General features: G+C 50.4%; 16 protein-coding genes. 15 read left to right on the plus strand and 1 reads right to left on the minus strand.

The annotated features are described in order from the left end of the window. The first annotated feature begins 127 nt into the window (after positions 1–127). The 14 genes from allB (at position 128) to MCJ35_RS27930 (ending at position 14,302) form a co-directional block, all read left to right on the plus strand. On the plus strand, positions 128–1,501 hold the full coding sequence (allB, locus tag MCJ35_RS27865) for an allantoinase AllB (protein ID WP_025484190.1): 1,374 nt from the start codon (positions 128–130) through the stop codon (positions 1,499–1,501). Positions 1,502–1,503: 2 nt separating this feature from the next. Then, positions 1,504–3,033: an ABC transporter ATP-binding protein gene (locus tag MCJ35_RS27870; RefSeq protein ID WP_025484188.1), complete on the plus strand. Its 1,530-nt coding sequence runs from the start codon at positions 1,504–1,506 to the stop codon at positions 3,031–3,033. Next, the gene (locus tag MCJ35_RS27875; protein ID WP_025484187.1) at positions 3,030–4,112 is read left to right on the plus strand and encodes an ABC transporter permease; all 1,083 of its coding nucleotides are present in this window, start codon (positions 3,030–3,032) and stop codon (positions 4,110–4,112) included. The genes MCJ35_RS27870 and MCJ35_RS27875 overlap by 4 nt, the downstream gene beginning before the upstream one ends. Continuing rightward, positions 4,109–4,996: an ABC transporter permease gene (locus MCJ35_RS27880; RefSeq protein ID WP_025484186.1), complete on the plus strand. Its 888-nt coding sequence runs from the start codon at positions 4,109–4,111 to the stop codon at positions 4,994–4,996. Before MCJ35_RS27875 ends, MCJ35_RS27880 begins: the two co-directional genes overlap by 4 nt. A gap of 56 nt (positions 4,997–5,052) precedes the next feature. Then, positions 5,053–6,150, plus strand: a complete 1,098-nt coding sequence (locus tag MCJ35_RS27885; RefSeq protein WP_025484184.1) for a BMP family ABC transporter substrate-binding protein — start codon at positions 5,053–5,055, stop codon at positions 6,148–6,150. A gap of 35 nt (positions 6,151–6,185) precedes the next feature. After that, positions 6,186–7,205, plus strand: a complete 1,020-nt coding sequence (locus tag MCJ35_RS27890; RefSeq protein ID WP_025484183.1) for an NHL repeat-containing protein — start codon at positions 6,186–6,188, stop codon at positions 7,203–7,205. Next, the gene (locus MCJ35_RS27895) at positions 7,198–7,989 is read left to right on the plus strand and encodes a DeoR/GlpR family DNA-binding transcription regulator (RefSeq protein ID WP_025484182.1); all 792 of its coding nucleotides are present in this window, start codon (positions 7,198–7,200) and stop codon (positions 7,987–7,989) included. The genes MCJ35_RS27890 and MCJ35_RS27895 overlap by 8 nt, the downstream gene beginning before the upstream one ends. Positions 7,990–8,142: 153 nt before the next feature. Then, positions 8,143–9,549: a deoxyguanosinetriphosphate triphosphohydrolase gene (locus MCJ35_RS27900; protein ID WP_008724280.1), complete on the plus strand. Its 1,407-nt coding sequence runs from the start codon at positions 8,143–8,145 to the stop codon at positions 9,547–9,549. 178 nt (positions 9,550–9,727) lie between these two features. Next, on the plus strand, positions 9,728–10,180 hold the full coding sequence (locus MCJ35_RS27905; protein ID WP_488473308.1) for a ribosomal maturation YjgA family protein: 453 nt from the start codon (positions 9,728–9,730) through the stop codon (positions 10,178–10,180). Between the two features lie 5 nt (positions 10,181–10,185). After that, positions 10,186–11,133, plus strand: a complete 948-nt coding sequence (locus tag MCJ35_RS27910) for a sugar-binding domain-containing protein (protein WP_008724284.1) — start codon at positions 10,186–10,188, stop codon at positions 11,131–11,133. Positions 11,134–11,345: 212 nt separating this feature from the next. Then, a complete protein-coding gene (locus MCJ35_RS27915) occupies positions 11,346–11,966 on the plus strand; it encodes a DAK2 domain-containing protein (RefSeq protein ID WP_025484179.1) in 621 nt (206 codons plus the stop codon). Positions 11,967–12,076: 110 nt separating this feature from the next. Next, positions 12,077–13,075 carry a dihydroxyacetone kinase subunit DhaK gene (locus MCJ35_RS27920; RefSeq protein WP_008724288.1) on the plus strand — a complete coding sequence of 333 codons (999 nt, stop codon included), beginning with the start codon at positions 12,077–12,079 and terminating at the stop codon, positions 13,073–13,075. A gap of 51 nt (positions 13,076–13,126) precedes the next feature. Then, positions 13,127–13,447 (plus strand): hypothetical protein, encoded by a 321-nt coding sequence (locus MCJ35_RS27925; protein ID WP_008724290.1) that lies wholly within the window; start codon positions 13,127–13,129, stop codon positions 13,445–13,447. A 12-nt stretch (positions 13,448–13,459) separates the two neighbouring features. Continuing rightward, positions 13,460–14,302 carry a class II fructose-bisphosphate aldolase gene (locus MCJ35_RS27930; RefSeq protein WP_025484178.1) on the plus strand — a complete coding sequence of 281 codons (843 nt, stop codon included), beginning with the start codon at positions 13,460–13,462 and terminating at the stop codon, positions 14,300–14,302. A gap of 95 nt (positions 14,303–14,397) precedes the next feature. Here the strand turns inward: MCJ35_RS27930 and MCJ35_RS27935 are convergent, their stop codons facing one another. Beyond that, complete coding sequence (locus MCJ35_RS27935; RefSeq protein ID WP_025484176.1) at positions 14,398–15,078, minus strand: FadR/GntR family transcriptional regulator; 681 nt, start codon at positions 15,076–15,078, stop codon at positions 14,398–14,400. Between the two features lie 511 nt (positions 15,079–15,589). Between MCJ35_RS27935 and MCJ35_RS27940 the strand changes: the two genes are divergently transcribed. Continuing rightward, positions 15,590–16,780: a mandelate racemase/muconate lactonizing enzyme family protein gene (locus MCJ35_RS27940; protein WP_227794481.1), complete on the plus strand. Its 1,191-nt coding sequence runs from the start codon at positions 15,590–15,592 to the stop codon at positions 16,778–16,780. Positions 16,781–16,817 lie beyond the last annotated feature (37 nt).

The raw sequence follows: 16,817 nt of genomic DNA on the forward strand, positions 1-16,817 counted from the left end.
CACAATTTCCAGTTGTAAAAATTGAACATTAACCAAAAAAAGCTGTCAATTGCCATGATTGACAGCTTTTGTTTGTTTTTGATAAGATTATACCACATAAGACAGTAAAAAATGAGAGGGTGTGGGGATGATTCAGAACAAACAGTTAATTTGTAATGGCAAGGTTGTACTCCCGAACAGTGTGGAGAATGTATCATTATTGGTTGAAGACGGCAGGATAACTGCCTTGTTGGAAAAAGGTAGTGACTATTCAGGTGACTGTGAAATCATAGACGCGTCTGGGAAGATAGTGATGCCGGGTATGATTGACACACATAACCACATGGGTGACCCGGGACCTGCTAATTTCCGGGAGGATTGGTACTGTGGCTCATGCAGCGCGGCATCAGGCGGAATCACCACTATATGCGATATGCCGCTGCCGTCAGAGCCGTCAACCATTGACAGGGAAAGCCTGATGCTGAAAAAGCAGACAGCAGAGAGCCGTTCCGTGGTGGATTTTGCGCTGTGGGGAGGACTGATTCCCGCCAGTATTAAGGATATGAGGGAAATGCACGAACTTGGCTGTGTTGGCTTTAAGGGATTCATGTGTTTTTCCACCAAAGTATACCCCCGCATCACGGATGGTTACCTGGTTGAAGGAATGCGGGAATCGGCATCCTTCCATGGGCTGGTTGCCCTCCATGCCGAGAATGCGGAAGTGGCTGATTTTGGCTGTCAGCATTATTCGGAAATCCATTGCCAGGACGAGGCATGTTTTGACGATGCAAGGCCGTGGTGGACTGAGTTTGACGCAATACAGCGCGCTGTGCTGTTTGCCAGGATGACCGGATCCAGGCTTTTAGTCTGTCATACCACCATCATGCAGGGAGCGGAATTCCTAAAGAACCAGAAAAGGGAAGGGGCGCCGGTATTTGTTGAGACATGTCCCCATTATCTGATATTTGACAGGAATATACTGAGGGATAAAAAATCCTTTGCAAAATGCACACCGCCATTCCGCAGCCGCGGGAACGTGGAAAAGATGTGGGATTATGTAAAGGATGGGACCATAGATGTATTAGGTTCTGACCACGGGCCATACACGGATGAAGAGAAGGTAATGCAGCACGATTTTTGGAAGGAATACTGCGGATTTGGCTGCAATGACGTGATGCTGGCCGCAATGATTTCAGAGGGAGTGAATAAGCGGGGCCTGTCATGGACAAGGCTGGCGGAACTTACGTCCCAAAACGCGGCCAGGCTTCTGGGGCTATACCCGAGGAAAGGAAACCTGATGCCGGGGGCGGATGCGGATTTTATATTCATTGACCCGGATGAGAAGTGGGTTTATGACGGAACCAGATCATTCTCCAAAACAAAGAGCGACAAAGGTCCGTATCATGGAATGGAGTTAACGGGCCGCGTGACAGATACATTTGTCAGGGGAAAAAGGGTATATGGAGACGGAAGGATCCTGTGTGATGCAGGATATGGCAGATATATCAGAAGCGAGGGATGATTATGGGGAGGCAGATTGAATTAAAAAAAATCACCAAGGTATTTGGGAAACTGACAGCTAACTCCGAGGTGGATTTTACGGTTGAATCTGGAAAGATATATGGATTAATCGGGGAAAACGGGGCGGGCAAGACAACACTAATGCGTGTACTTTACGGAATGTATGAGCCGGATGGAGGCGAAATACTGATTGATGGAAAGGCAGTACGGTTTAAAAGCCCCAAAGATGCCATTGATATGGGGATAGGTATGGTACACCAGCATTTTGCATTGGTCCCAACCCTTACGGTAACACAGAACATGATACTTGGTAAGCCTATACAGAAAAAGAACGGGCTTCTGGACATGAAGCAGGCGGAACAGATGGTTTTGGATATCGGTAAACAGTATAAGCTGGAGGTCCCGCCCAAAGCGTTGGTTAAGGATATACCGGTCAGCCTGCAGCAGCGTGTGGAAATCCTGAAAGCCCTTTACCTTGGGGCTGACCTTCTGATTATGGATGAACCCACGGCCGTGCTTACTCCCCAGGAGATTGTAAAGCTGTTTGAAACCCTGGTGGAACTGCGGAACGCAGGAAAGAGTATCATACTGATTACCCATAAGCTCAATGAAATCATGCAGATTACAGATGAAATCATGGTACTCAGGCTGGGAAAGGTTACCGGACATGTGAAGACATCTGAGACGGATGAGCGCAGCATTGCTGAGATGATGGTAGGACGCCAGCTCAGTGAACAGAAGGAGAAGAAAGTGGTTGACCAGTCCCAGGTTGCCCTGGAAGCAGAGCGGCTTGAATATGTGGATAAATGGGGAGTCAGGGCGGTTGACAATATTTCATTCACCTTACACAAAGGAGAGATACTTGGAATTGCAGGGGTCCAGGGGAATGGGCAGTCTGAATTAATCGACATATTAACCGGTATGGTCAATGACTATAAAGGGATGATACGGATTGAGGGCAGGGAGGTATCGCCATCCATGGGAACCAGGATCAGGCGGGAATATGGGATGGGATGCATTCCTGAGGACCGGCAGCTTACAGGGGCAGCGGTAGGCGCCACCATTCTATCCAATTTTATCATGGAAGGATACCGGTCCAGGGATTTTGCCGGGAGGTGTTTCATCAACTATAAAAAAGCGAAACAGATTACCTGGGACAATGTGAAGAAATTTACAGTGAAAACAGATAATATCATGAATGATGCCCTGTCTTTATCCGGAGGCAATCTTCAGAAGCTGATAGTAGCCAGGGAATTATACCTGAAACCATCTGTCCTCATAGCTGCACAGCCAAGCCGCGGTGTGGATATCGGCGCAACGGAGTATATCCATGATACGCTTGTGGAACACCGTAACCAGGGCAATGCTGTCCTGCTGGTTTCCAATGAACTTTCTGAAATCATGGCAATCAGCGACCGCATACTGGTCATATATAATGGACGTTTTGTGGGGGAAGTGGATCCGGGTACGGCAACCGAGGAGGAAATCGGCCTGCTGATGGCTGGAATTGTAAGGGAGGGTACAGCTGTATGAATTTTACGTATAGGCCGACGCCAATCAGTGTTAAGACTGCTCTTATGGCAGTGGCATTTGGTCTGCTGGTCGGCGCAGTCCTGATTTTTGCAACAGGCAATAATCCTGTTGTTATCTATGCCGCCCTTTTGCGCGGCGCATGCGGTTCCATGTTTGCCCTTGCATCCAGCATCCGGTGGACAGTACCCCTGATATTTGCAGGGGTGGCGGCATCCATTGCCTTTAAGGGCGGGGTCTTCAACATGGGTGTGGAAGGCCAGATGTACATGGGTGGACTGGCAGCAGCCATCGTGGGTATCACATTCAGGGATTTGCCGGGATATATCCTGGTACCGTTCATGCTTCTTGCCAGCATGCTGGTGGGGATGATATGGGCGCTGCCTCCGATTCTTGCCAAGCTTTATTACGGCAGCAGCGAGGTGGTGCCGTGCATGATGCTGAACTATGTTGCGATGTATCTCACGGATTATCTGGTACATAATGTGTTCCTTGCAAGCGGCAACCGGGGCGCGACCATTAAGACGGACATGATTGCGGAGCAGGGGCAGCTGACCAAGCTGATACCTGGAACCAATGTGACTACGGCGCTGTTAATCAGTCTTGCGGTCGTGGTTTTCTACTGGATTATGATTAAACGGTCAAAATTCGGCTATGAGTTTGAGGTATGCGGGATTAACCCCAGGTTTGCCAAGTATGGGGGAGTAAATGTAAATACAGCGAGGATTGGTGTCATCCTTATGAGCGGGGCCATTGCAGGGCTGGGAGGCGCCACTGAAATCATGGGAGTCAGGCTTTGCTTTGAAAGCCGCTTTGTCGGGGATTTTGCAACAAATGGAATCCTGTCAGCATTGCTGGGCAGCTGCTCGCCACTTGGAACTCTGTTCGGAGCGGTATTTATGGGATTTTTAAAGGCAGGTTCCCTGACCGTGGAGCGGACCACCAGCGTATCAAGGGCCGTGGCCGTGGTCATACAGTGTACCATCATATGTTTTGTTTCCGCGAAGGCATTCGCAGGTATGCTGGATTGGAAACAGTTACCCTTTATCAGGCATAATGCAAAGGAAGGAGAGGCATCATGAATATTTCGCTTTTAATCAGCGCTACCATGCGGTATTCCGCCCCCATCCTGCTGGCTGCAGTGGGAGCCCTGTTCTGTGATTGCGCCGGGGTAACCTTCATCATACTGGAAGCCCAGATGCTGCTGGCCTGCTTTTTTGCGGTCATTGCAGGCTACTATTTCCACAGCTGGGTGATAGGGGTGCTGTGCGCGGTTATTGCAACCCTTGTCCTGGGGTGCTTCTTTACCTGGATTACCATGAAAATGAAAGCCATTGAACTGGTGGTGGGCTTTGCCATTAACTTTCTGATTGACGGCTTAACCATTTACCTGCTCAGGATGGTGTTCCACCAGACCGGTTCCTTTATATCGCCGGACATCCCATCCATATCCAGGATTACAGTCCCTGTGCTTTGTGATATCCCGGTGATTGGAAGCATATTTACCCAGCAGACATGGATTGTGTACGCAGCCTTTCTCAGCGTGGCAGCCGCGGCCGTCATTATTTACCATACGCCCTATGGATTGCGGATCCTGTCCAGCGGCGCCAATCCGGAAGCAGCCGAGGCAGTGGGCATTAATATAAATAAAACACGGATTTCCTGTATCCTGATTGCCAGCGTGCTGTGCGCATTGGCCGGAAGCCAGCTGTCCATCGGATTCCTGTCCATGTTTTCTGAGGGTATGACAGTGGGGAAGGGGTATATTGCACTGGGTGCGTTGATGTTCTCAAGGCGCAGGCCTGTGCTGGTCCTGTTCATCACGCTGCTGTTTGGATTTGCGGAAGCATTTGGAAACCAGGTACAGCTCAGCGGGACCATTGCTTCTGAGCTTGTGCTGATGATTCCATATCTGGCAGTGCTTGCATGTGTGTTTATCAGAAAACCGGTAAAGGAACAATTTTAACATATAAAGCAAATGAAACGAACAAGAAAAACAAACAAGAAAACGGAGGAAAAGAAATGAAAAAAGCAACAGCAGTAATTCTCGGAGCAGTGGCAGCAATGACAATTCTCAGTGCCTGTGGTTCAGGCGGAGGGACAGCGGCGAAAGACACGACAGCGGCTCCCCAGACAGAGGCCGTGAAGACGGAAGCCCCGGCAGAAAAGAAGGAGACAGAAGCATCAGAGGCCCCCAAGACAGCGCTGAAGGCCGCATTCATAACACCCCAGGCTTTAGGCGACGGCTCTGTAACTGACTTAAGCTATTCCGGCTTTACAAAGGCAGCGGAAGAATATGGCATGGATACCCAGGTAGTGGAGGTCCAGGTAGGCGAGTATGAGGAAACACTGCGTTCCATGGCCCAGGAAGGATATGGGCTGCTGGTATGTCTCCAGCCTGAGATGGTAGATGCCATCTGTACCGTGGCCCCGGAGTACCCGGATACAAAATTCTTCAGCATGAACGGTGAAATCAACGATATCCCCAATGTGCTGGGTTCTGCCAACAAAGAGCAGGAAGGTTCCTACCTGGCAGGCGTGACGGCTGCCCTTATGTCGGAAACAGGTAAGATTGGGGCTGTCATCGGTCAGGATATGGCACAGAACAACAGATATGCGGCAGGATATGAGGATGGGGCCAAAGCAGCCAATCCGGATATTGAAGTATCCATCATGTATGCAGGTACCTTTGAGGACCCGGCCAAGGGTAAGGAACTGGCGCTTACCTTATATAATTCAGGCTATGATGTGGTATATCAGGTAGCGGCAAAGACTGGCCTTGGGGTGTTTGAGGCAGCTAAGGAACTTGGAGAAGGGCATTATGTGGTTGGATGTGACATTGACCAAAGCCCTCTGCTTCCCGGACAGGTAGTGGGAAGCCAGATCACACCGTATGATACATGGGTATATGCAGCGATGAAGGATTATGCAGAGGGTAAGTTCGAAGGCGGACGCACAGAAGCATTTTCCATGAACCGTACAGATGGAGCTGGTTTTGATTTCGATTCCACAGGTAAGATTACATATAAGGATGGCGTGAAGGAAATGGTGGAGGAGAGCAAGGAAAAAATCATGTCCGGAGAAATCGTGCCTGAAAGCGTACGTGAAAAAGATAAATAAAGATATGAATGTTAAAGAGGGGAAGGGCTGCAAAGATGGCAGAGATGATTAAGGGGATTGCGGACCGCGACAAGGCCGGCAGATCTTATTATACAAGCAATGGATATACCTATGAACTCCACCCGGATTATGGCAGATTCCCGGACTGCTTTGAGTTCACCATGTATTCCGGGGGGTGCTGTGACAAGGAGGACAACCTGTTCTTATCCACAAGGGATGTGGACCATCCCATCATGATGCTGGACCCGGAAGGAAATTATGTAAAGGATTTTGGAAAGGGGCTGTTTAAAGAAACCCATACCCTCTGCGTGACTCCGGAAGATACGCTGCTGTGTGTGGACGTGGCCATGCATGTGCTCCGGGAAATCAGCAAGGACGGGGAGCTGATCCGCGATATCGGTACGCCGGGAGTTCCAAGTGACAGCGGGTTTGACCCTGATATCTGGAGGAAACGCCAGAGAATGGGAAAATACGTGCCGACGGATGTCTCTTTTGACAAGGGGTGGTCCTTTTTCATGGGAGTGGGGACCATAAGGCGGGCCGCGCCTCCCTTTAATAAACCTACAGGTGTGGCCTTTGCGCCATCCGGTGACCTGTTTGTCAGTGACGGCTATGGCAATGCAGCCATCCACCATTTTACCAGGGATGGGAAGTTAATACAGACCTGGGGAGGTCCCGGGGATGAACCGGGACGGTTTGTGGTACCTCACTGTCTCTGCGTGGATGTTCTGGGCCGCGTATGGGTTGGGGACAGGGATGGAAACCGGCTCCATGTATTCTCAGAAGACGGAGAACTGCTGGCATACTTTGATGAGAACCTGTATCAGCCTACCGGACTCTGGGCGGACAGGAACTATGTGTATGTTGCGGAGCGGGGCGGCGGCCTTACGATGATTGATATGGAACTGAATGTGAAGGCGCAGCTGGGATTTTATAATTCATCCATCCGGGCGCATGGGATGTGCGGGAACAGCAGGGGAGAGCTGTTCCTGATGCCCCTCACCACATACGACAGACATTTTCTGATGAAGCTGTCCCCGGTGGCCTATGTATAGCGAACGCCAGAGGGAGATGCTCCGGTATCTGTCCGAGGTAAAATTTGCAAAGGTAGAGCATCTGGCAGACCTGTTTCACGTGTCCATCGAAACCATACGCCGGGATTTGCTGGAACTGGAAAAAGACTCGTCCGTAAAACGTATACGGGGCGGCGCTACCTACAGCAGTTTCAGGGCGAAGGAACTGGAGTTTTCAAAAAAAATGGAAAGCAACCAGCAGGAAAAACAGGCCATTGCCCAAGCAGCGGCAGAGTATATCAATGACGGGGATGCCATTGCCATGAATAATGGAAGCACGACCCTTTCCCTGGCAAGGTATCTCTTAAAAAGCAGGAAAATGTTGACCGTGGTAACCAATTCACCAGACATAGCCTTGATTTTAAGTGATAACGAGAGCAACCAGATTTATCTTACTTCCGGGTATCTGAGAAAACATAATAAGAGTCTGGTGGGAAGCACGTGCAGGGAATGCCTTGAGGATTTCCGTGTAGATAAGACCATACTGAGCATAGATGGAATTTCCATTGAGGATGGTGTGACGGAATATAATACGGAGGAGGCAGCAGTCCTGCGGAAAATGCTTGAGATAGGACATTCTAAAATCATACTGTGTGAGTTTAACAAGTTCAGCGAAGTGGCTTTTAACAAGGTGTGTGACGCCGAACAGATAGATTACGTGTTTACGGACTGGAATATGCCGTCAAAGGAGATTAAGGCATGGAATGATATCGGGGTCAAGGTGCTGGCACAGCCTTGTGTTAATACCGGTGGAGCCAGTGCCTGATATCTCCGTCAGGAAAAATGTACATAGAAGCGAATAACAGGGCCGGGGCCTGCCGTTTACACGGTGGGTTCCGGTCCTTTCTTTTTATTTGTATTTGCATTTTCCCCAAAATTGTTGATAATAGAGTATAGAAAAGAAAAAGGAGACAACCACATGAACTGGACAACCCTGCTTTGTGATGATCGTATCCGAAGCTATAAGAAATCATCCTCCACCGACCTGCGCACTGAGTTTGAGAAGGATTACCACCGCATTATCGGAAGCGCCTCCTTCCGCCGCCTTCAGGATAAGACCCAGGTCTTTCCGTTGGACCGTAGCGACTTTGTCAGGACCAGGCTTACCCATTCCCTTGAGGTCTCCTCCCTGGCCAAGTCCCTAGGGCAGAATATATCCGAGAGCATACGGGTGAATGTGAAGGACGATACCTTCCTGCCGGAGCATAAGGCGGCTGTGTGTGACATACTCCAGTGTGCCGGGCTGATCCACGATATCGGGAACCCGCCCTTCGGACATTTCGGGGAAACCTCCATACAGGACTGGTTTAAACAGAACCTGGGGCGGCTTATGTTTAAGGGACAGCCCATAAGTGATATACTTAAGCCCCAGATGCTGCAGGACTTTTATCATTTTGAGGGCAATACCCAGGCCTTCCGCGTGGTGACCAGGCTGCATTTCCTGGTGGATGAGCATGGTATGAACCTGACCAAGGCGCTGCTTGGGACCATCATCAAGTATCCTGTGTCCTCCCTTGGGATAGATAAGAAAAGCGGCAATATCAGGACAAAGAAGATGGGATATTTCTATGCGGATAAAGACAATTTTGAAGATGTGCAGCGCTCCACAGGGACCTTTGGCATGAGGCATCCCCTGACCTTCCTTCTGGAGGCGGCAGATGATATTGCGTATAAGACCGCGGATATAGAGGATGCGGTGAAAAAGGGCTGCATTTCCTATGAAAGGCTGTTGCAGGAGCTGAAAGGTTTCCGGCCGGGGCAGCAGACGGAGCAGTACCAGCGGATTGTTTCCTGGCTGGAGGAGCGCTTTGGCAAGGGCGTGCAGAGGGATTACAGCCGCCCGGACCTATATGCGGTGCAGAACTGGGTAATCAGCGCCCAGGGGCAGATGATTGCCGGGGTGACGGACTGCTTTACTGAGAATTATGACGCTGTCATGGATGGGAGTTATGGGAAGGATATGTTTGCCGGAACCGGCGTGGAGCTTCTGATGGACGCCCTGGGGGATATCGCCTTCCGTTATGCCTTCGACACCAGGCCCATACTAAAACTGGAGATAGCCGCCCAGACCATTTTCAGCTTCCTGCTGGAGCGGTTTGTGGACGCGGTCATACCCTGGGATACGGATCTGCCCATGACACAGGTGCAGGATAAGATGGTTTCCCTTATTTCCGATAATTATAAGAAGATTTATTCCATCTGTTCAAAGGATAAGGATGAGGCGGAAAAGCTGTACCTGCGCCTGCTGCTGGTGACGGATTATATCTGCGGCATGACGGACAGTTATGCCAAGGATCTGTACCAGGAACTGAATGGGATTGTATGAGGCTGTGAAGGATTATATGGGATTGTATGGTACTGCTGGGATTATATGGTAATATTGGAATTGCACAATACTACTGGGATTGTATGGTGCTATAGGGATTGCATGGTACTACTGGGATTGTATGGTGCTATAGGGATTACATGGTACTACTGGGATTGAATGGCACTATTGGAATTACATGGTACTATATGGTATAAATGAAATAGGGAGGACAGTGACCGTGAAGATAAGTAAAAACAGGCAGAGGATAGGATATCTGACAGCATTCATAATCCTCTTCCTCATTGAGGCAGCCATTGCGCTGTGGGTACATGACCGGTTTGTCCGCCCTTATATCGGGGATGTGCTGGTGGTGGTGCTGGTATATGTTTTTGTCCGGATTTTCTTTCCGTCCGGTATCCGGCATCTGGTATTATATGTGTTCCTGTTTGCAGCCTGCGTGGAAGTGCTGCAGTATTTCCATCTGGTGGAGATACTGGGACTTCAGGAGTTCAGGGCAGCCAGGATCATACTGGGGTCGGTATTTGACTTAAAGGACATTGCGTGCTATGGCGTGGGCTGCCTGGGGCTGTGGATGTTTGAGCGGCTTGGGCGGAGCCATGGGAAGATGACGGAAGAAGACAGGAGCTGATTTGCATGGGCATTGCTGATAGTGATAAGAAGGTGGGCCGCCTGGTGGAGGTGGCCAGGATGTATTATGAACAGGACCGGACACAGGGCGAGATTGCCGCGCATTACGGTATCTCCAGGCCCATGGTCAGCAAGCTTTTAAAGGAGGCCAGGGATACGGGGATTGTGACCATCCGTATCCAGGCCCCGCAGATACGGGAAACCAGGCAGATATCCCTAATGGAACAGGTGGGAAGGAAGTTTGGGATTTACGGAGGCATGGTGATACCGGACGGTTCCGGCGACCATGCAACCAATGCGGCGGTGGCAGAGGCGGCCATCAGTTTCCTGGAAGGCCTGGGAGAGGATAACCTGGGGATTGGCTGGGGCCATATCATCGGTGATGTGGTCAAATGCATGGAGCAGAAGGAGCGGCTGGTTCCGGTATGCACATCTGTATGTCCCCTGATTGGCAATGGCGGTGTGGGTCTTAAGAATTACCATTCCAATGAACTGGTGCGGGCCATTGCGGAGCACAGCGGCGCCCGGCCCGATTTTATCTATTCCCCGGCATCCGTATTGTCGGAGCAGGAGCTGCGTCTCATGAAATCCCTGGACAATTACCGGGAGGTCTGCCGGTCCTGGGAAAAGCTGGATGTGGCGCTTGTGAACATCGGCAACTTTCCCTCCACCCCTGATTTTGCATCGGAGGCCAGATATGGGGACAGGCTGTCCAGGCAGAAGGCAGTGGGGAGGATCCTTAACTATTATATTGACGTGGAAGGCCAGGTCATCCGTTCGGACACGGACTATGCAATCCAGATTCCCCTGGAGCTTCTGGCAAAAACCAGGTATGCGGTTGGAATCTGTTCTGCCAATACCAGCCCAAAGGCGCTCAGGGGAGCGCTGAAGTCGGGATACATTAACCATATCCTTGCGCCGGAGCATGTTATCAGGGAAATGCTGGAACAGTAAATCACGGGGAGATGCCCTGACGGGAAATAACAGACCATAGATGAAGTTACATATGTAACTAAAAATGTGCAGTTTGTCATAGGGACTGCGCATTTTTTGTGCATTTTATAAAAAATATGAATTTTAAACCAGATTAAATTGACAAGTATGTCAGCGGATGATAATCTAAAACTATGGAATAATTAGGGAAAATGCGTGAAAGGAGGTTACATATGTTACTTACGAAACCGGAAATCATACAAATGTTCAAGAAGATAGCCCAGCTGTGGAATGAGAACAAGGACTATCTCAGCCAGATTGATTCCAGATTCGGGGACGGGGACCATGGCATCACAATCGGTAAGATAGCCAGCCTGATGGAGAAGAGCATAGAGGGCTGGGAAGACGACGACATGGAAACGTTCATCGAGGATTTGGGGGACAACACCATGGAGATTGGAGGCGGCAGCGCAGGACCGTTATACGGAACCATGATAGGGGGCCTGTCAGGACCGTTGGAGGGAAACAAACCGATTGATGCAAAGATACTGAAGGAAATGTTTACCGAATGCCTGTCAGCCATGGAGGATATCACGACAGCGGGCATAGGGGATAAAACCATGATGGATGCCCTGATTCCCGCAGTGGATGCGGCCCAGAAGGCGCAGGACGATATCATGGCAATCCTGGAAGCGGCAAAGGAAGCGGCTGTCAGGGGAGCAAAGGAAAGCGAACAGTACGTATCCAAGTACGGAAGGGCCAGAAGCTATAAGGAGCAGACCATAGGAACACCAGATGCGGGGGCAGTGAGCACATCCCTGTTCTTTGCAGGTTTATGCGACGGACTGAAGTAGGATGTATCCAGTGTCTGTGCCTGGCGGCGCAGGCGCATGTCTAACAGGAATGATTAAACAGGCCTTGGTCAAAGACCTGTAAAAATGATAAATGGGAGAGGTAAAACAATATGAAAATGAAGAAATTTATTAATAACCCTGAGAACCTGACACCCGAACTTCTGGAGGGCTTCACGCTGGCCCATAAGGACCTGGTTACGCTGGGGGAGAACCGGATGGTCATCAACAATAAGCTGGCAGACGCTGACCGCGTTACGATTGTAACCCAGGGCGGATCAGGCCATGAGCCTGCCATCAGCGGATTTGTGGGAGAGGGCATGGTGGACATATCGGTTGTAGGAGATGTGTTTGCGGCTCCCGGACCGCAGGCGTGTCTGGATGCCATCAAGATGGCGGACAAGGGTAAGGGCGTGCTTTATATTGTGCTGAACCATGCAGGCGATATGCTTACAGGCAACCTGACCATGAAGAAGTGTGCCAAGGAAGGCTTAAATGTTGTTAAGGTAGTGACCCAGGAGGATATCGCCAATGCCCCAAGGTCCAATGCGGATGACAGGCGGGGCCTGGTTGGTTGTATCCCTACCTATAAGATAGCGGGAGCAGCTGCTGCAGAAGGCAAAAGCCTGGAAGAAGTGGCCGCCATTGCGCAGCGGTTTGCGGATAACATGGCAACCCTGGCCGTGGCTGTTTCCGGCGCAACCCATCCTGCAACAGGAAGCCTTCTGGCTGACCTGGGCGAGGATGAGATGGAGATTGGAATGGGACAGCACGGGGAGGGAGGCGGCGGACGCCAGCCCATGAAGTCAGCGGATGAGACAGCCAAGATCATGCTGGACGGACTTCTTGCAGACCTGGATATAAAGGAAGGCGAGAAAATCATGCTCATCCTCAATGGCACAGGCGCCACCACGCTGATGGAGCTGTTCATCATTTACCGCAGGTGCGTGGAGTATCTGAAGGAGAAGAACATTGAGATTGTAGCCAATTACGTGGGCGAGCTGCTGACAGTGCAGGAACAGGCAGGATTCCAGATGTTCATGGCAAGGATGGATGACGAACTGCTTCATTATTGGAATGCGCCCTGCAATACGCCGTACATGAAGAAATAAAAGGATGAAAGCCGCTGGTTTTCTCAACTTATAATAACAGGAGGGTATGATATGGCAGCTGAATATATGCACATCGGTATCCCGGTCCTCAACAAAAAAGAGGGAATGACCTATAATGAAGCTATGAAGTTCTGGGTCAGCAGGGTGGATGATTATGATTTTAAGATTGAGTACCTGAAATTTGAGGAGGGGACCCCGTTCCCTGAGATACTTTCCAAACAGCCCCATGTGGCATATAAGGTAGATGACCTGGACCACTATGCGGCCCAGGCCCAGCAGATCATCTTCGGGCCTGCTGACTGCGGACCTGGGGTACGTCTTGCATTTGTGATATGGGATGACGCAATCATCGAGCTGTACGAAGAAAAGTGAGGGGAATGACAGATGCTGGTTAGTATGAATCAGGTCTTAAAAAGCGCGGAGGACCGGCAGTGCTGCATCGGAGCTTTTGATACGCCCAGCCTGGAAATCCTTATGGCGGTCCTCAGAGCGGCTGAGAAACGCAATGAGCCGGTGATTGTCCAGCATGCCCAGCTCCATGAATGTGAAATACCCATTGACGTCATCGGTCCCATCATGGTTCGGATGGCAGAGGATGCCCTGATTCCCGTATGCGTGATGCTGGACCACGGGGAGGACGTTGCCTATGTGAAAAAGGCCCTGTCCCTTGGATTCAGCGCGGTGATGATTGACGGTTCCTCCCTTCCCTATGAGGAAAATGTACGTTTGACCAGGGCTGTCACTGACCTTGCAAAGGAATACAATGCGGATGTGGAAGCTGAAATCGGTATTGTGACGGGCCATGAGGGACGGGTTTATGATATCAGGGATGTGAGCGAGGCGTATACGGAGCCGGAACTGGCTGCAAGGTTTGTAAAAGACACCGGAATTGACGCCCTGGCTGCTTCAGTCGGCACGGTCCACGGCTTTTATGCCACAAAGCCCAGGCTGGACTTTGAGCGGATTAAACGGATCCGGGAACTGACAGGGGTGCCCCTGGTCATGCACGGCGGTTCAGGCGTCAGCGTGGAGGACACCCAGATGGCCATCCGCTGCGGTATCCGCAAGATAAATTATTTTTCCTACATGTCCAACGCAGGTGTCAAGGCGGTTAAGAAGCTGCTGGAGGAACAGGATGTGAAGTATTTCCATGAACTGGCCAACGCGGCAATCCTTGCGATGGAAGAGGATGTGCTGCATGCCATGGCTATGTTTGCGCTGGATTGATATGAGGATGGATTGCCGATGATGATTGCCGGATGATAATCTGCCAATGAAAGGTTTGCGGTTGAGGATGGCACCTGGTAATTGTCATCCGGCCGTCAGACTTTCAGCATGTCCATTAAGATGGCGCAGGCTTTTTCAGTCTCCTTCTGCCTGACTGCCATATAAAGCTCCCAGTGGGCGTCCGGGAAAGGACTGCTTCCGTTCTGGTCCCGGACATACTGTTCCACGAACAGGTCGATATGGTTCCGGACCAGGCCGCCGATAAGTTCATACATCATCAACAGATACCGGTTATGGGCGCAGCGGCACAGCTGGAGATGGAACTGGTAATCCTCCTCCATGGTATGGCCGGGTTTTTCTTTTATGGCCTTAAGCAGGGTCAGGGCAGTTTCCTCCAGGTGTGTAAGGTCATTGTCATCTGCCTTGACTACTGCCAGGCGGACGCTTTCCATCTCGATGGCCCGGCGCAGTTCGCTGATTTCCTGGATATCCTTTGCATGGAGCATTGCCTTGGAGGCGTGTTCCAGGAAGTCATATGCAGTGCATTCCTTTACATAGGTGCCGTCACCTACCCGGGCCTCCAGAAGCCCCATGTCCTGCAATCTGCTCAGGGCGGTCTTGATGGAGGGGCGGCTGACACCCAGCTGTTTGCACAGCTCATTTTCAGAAGGAATCTTATCGCCTGCCTGGAACCTGCCTGAATCAATATAGCCTTTTATCAAATCAAATACCTGGTCTGGTATACTCTGCTTTTTCAGATTCTCCAGTTTTTTCATGAATCTCACCTCATTGTTTTCTTACTTGCCTCAAATATACCATATAATCAGCCTGTATTCCAGCAAAACAGGGCGGCAGAGGCTGGCAGGGCATGCGGTGGTATATAGATGGGATTTTTGTCTAGCAAGGCAAAAATACATCTAGCAAGGCAAAATTACATCTAGCAAGGCAAAATTACATCTAGCAAGACAAAATTCCGTCTGACAAGGCAAAACTCCGTCTGACAAGGCAAAACTCCGTCTGACAAGGTAAAATTCCGTCTAACAAGGCAAAATTCCGTTTGACAAGGCAAAATCCCGTTTGACAAGGCAAAATCCCGGCGTGCAGAGTCGAACCCCATTCCAAAAAGCAATTTGTGATTATGCACAATAAATCTGCAGAAAGTTGGGATACTTGTACAAAAATGTTTTTATCATTGACAACAGATGCCCTTTTTGCTACTATTTAATTGTAAGACAATTGATAAGTAGATGATTGGTTGTCAAGTAAGAAGAAAAGTGAGGTAAAGGTATGAAGATTGCCAGTTTGGATGTGATTGCACTAGAAAAGGAAAAGGGATGCGGTTCCCGCCCAGTCATTGTGCGTATTAACACGGATGAGGGTATCTATGGATATGGGGAAGCGGCCATTGCTATTGGATGCGGTTCCACGGCAGCGTATGAACTTTTGAAGGATATGGGGCCCATGATCATAGGCATGGATGCCATGGCCCATGAAGTCATATGGGAGAAGCTTTATAAACAGTCCTTCTGGGCCCAGGGGAATGGTGCGGTTTTCTTTTCAGCCATCAGCGCCATTGACATAGCGCTGTGGGATATCAAAGGCAAGGCGCTGGGCGTCCCGGTGTACCAGCTTTTAGGCGGTAAGCAGAGAGACAGGCTGCGCGCTTACGCAAGCCAGCTGCAGTTCGGCTGGGGGACGGATGAATTTAATCCGGGAGCTTCACGGGGGGATGTGGATTTTTACCGGGAGGCCTGCCAGAAGGCCATGGACCAGGGATATGATGCCGTGAAGATTAATTTCCTCCGGTTTGACAGGGACGGTAAGATGCTGTCCTACCTGGATACCACCGGCCATCTGTCACGCCAGGCCATGCATACCGCAGAAGAGAGGATAGCCGCCGTGCGTGAGACGGTTGGCCCGGATGTGGACATCATCATTGAGAACCACGCCATGACAGACGCCAACACAGCGGTTCAGTTTGCCAGGATGGCCTCCCGCTATGATATCATGTTCCTGGAAGAGGGGTGCACCCCGTTAAATCCTCAGGTAATGCGCCGGATTGCAGATAATACGGATATCCCGCTGGCCACTGGCGAGCGTACCTATACCAGGTGGGGATTCCTGCCGTTCCTGGAGAACGGAAGCTTAAGCGTCATCCAGCCGGATATCGGCAACTGCGGCGGAATCACGGAATGCAAGAAAATCTGCGACATGGCCCATGTGTATGATGTAGGGGTACAGACACATGTGTGTTCCAGCCCGATCAGTGTGGCGGTCAGCCTGCAGCTGGAAGCAGCCATCCCCAACTTTGTGATCCATGAGCACCACATCGCCAATACCACCGCGGTGACCATCAATGAATGCGTACATAATTACCAGCCGGTGAACGGATACTTTGAGATTCCGGACCTTCCGGGAATCGGACAGGAACTGTCGGATTACGCGTTAAAGCATGCGCGCATTGAAACCGTCAGATAAGCAGGATGATGTTAACAGAATCCAGGAACAGAGTTCA

Origin of the sequence: Enterocloster sp. OA13 (genome assembly GCF_022440595.1) — a bacterium.
GTDB lineage: Bacteria > Bacillota > Clostridia > Lachnospirales > Lachnospiraceae > Enterocloster > Enterocloster hominis.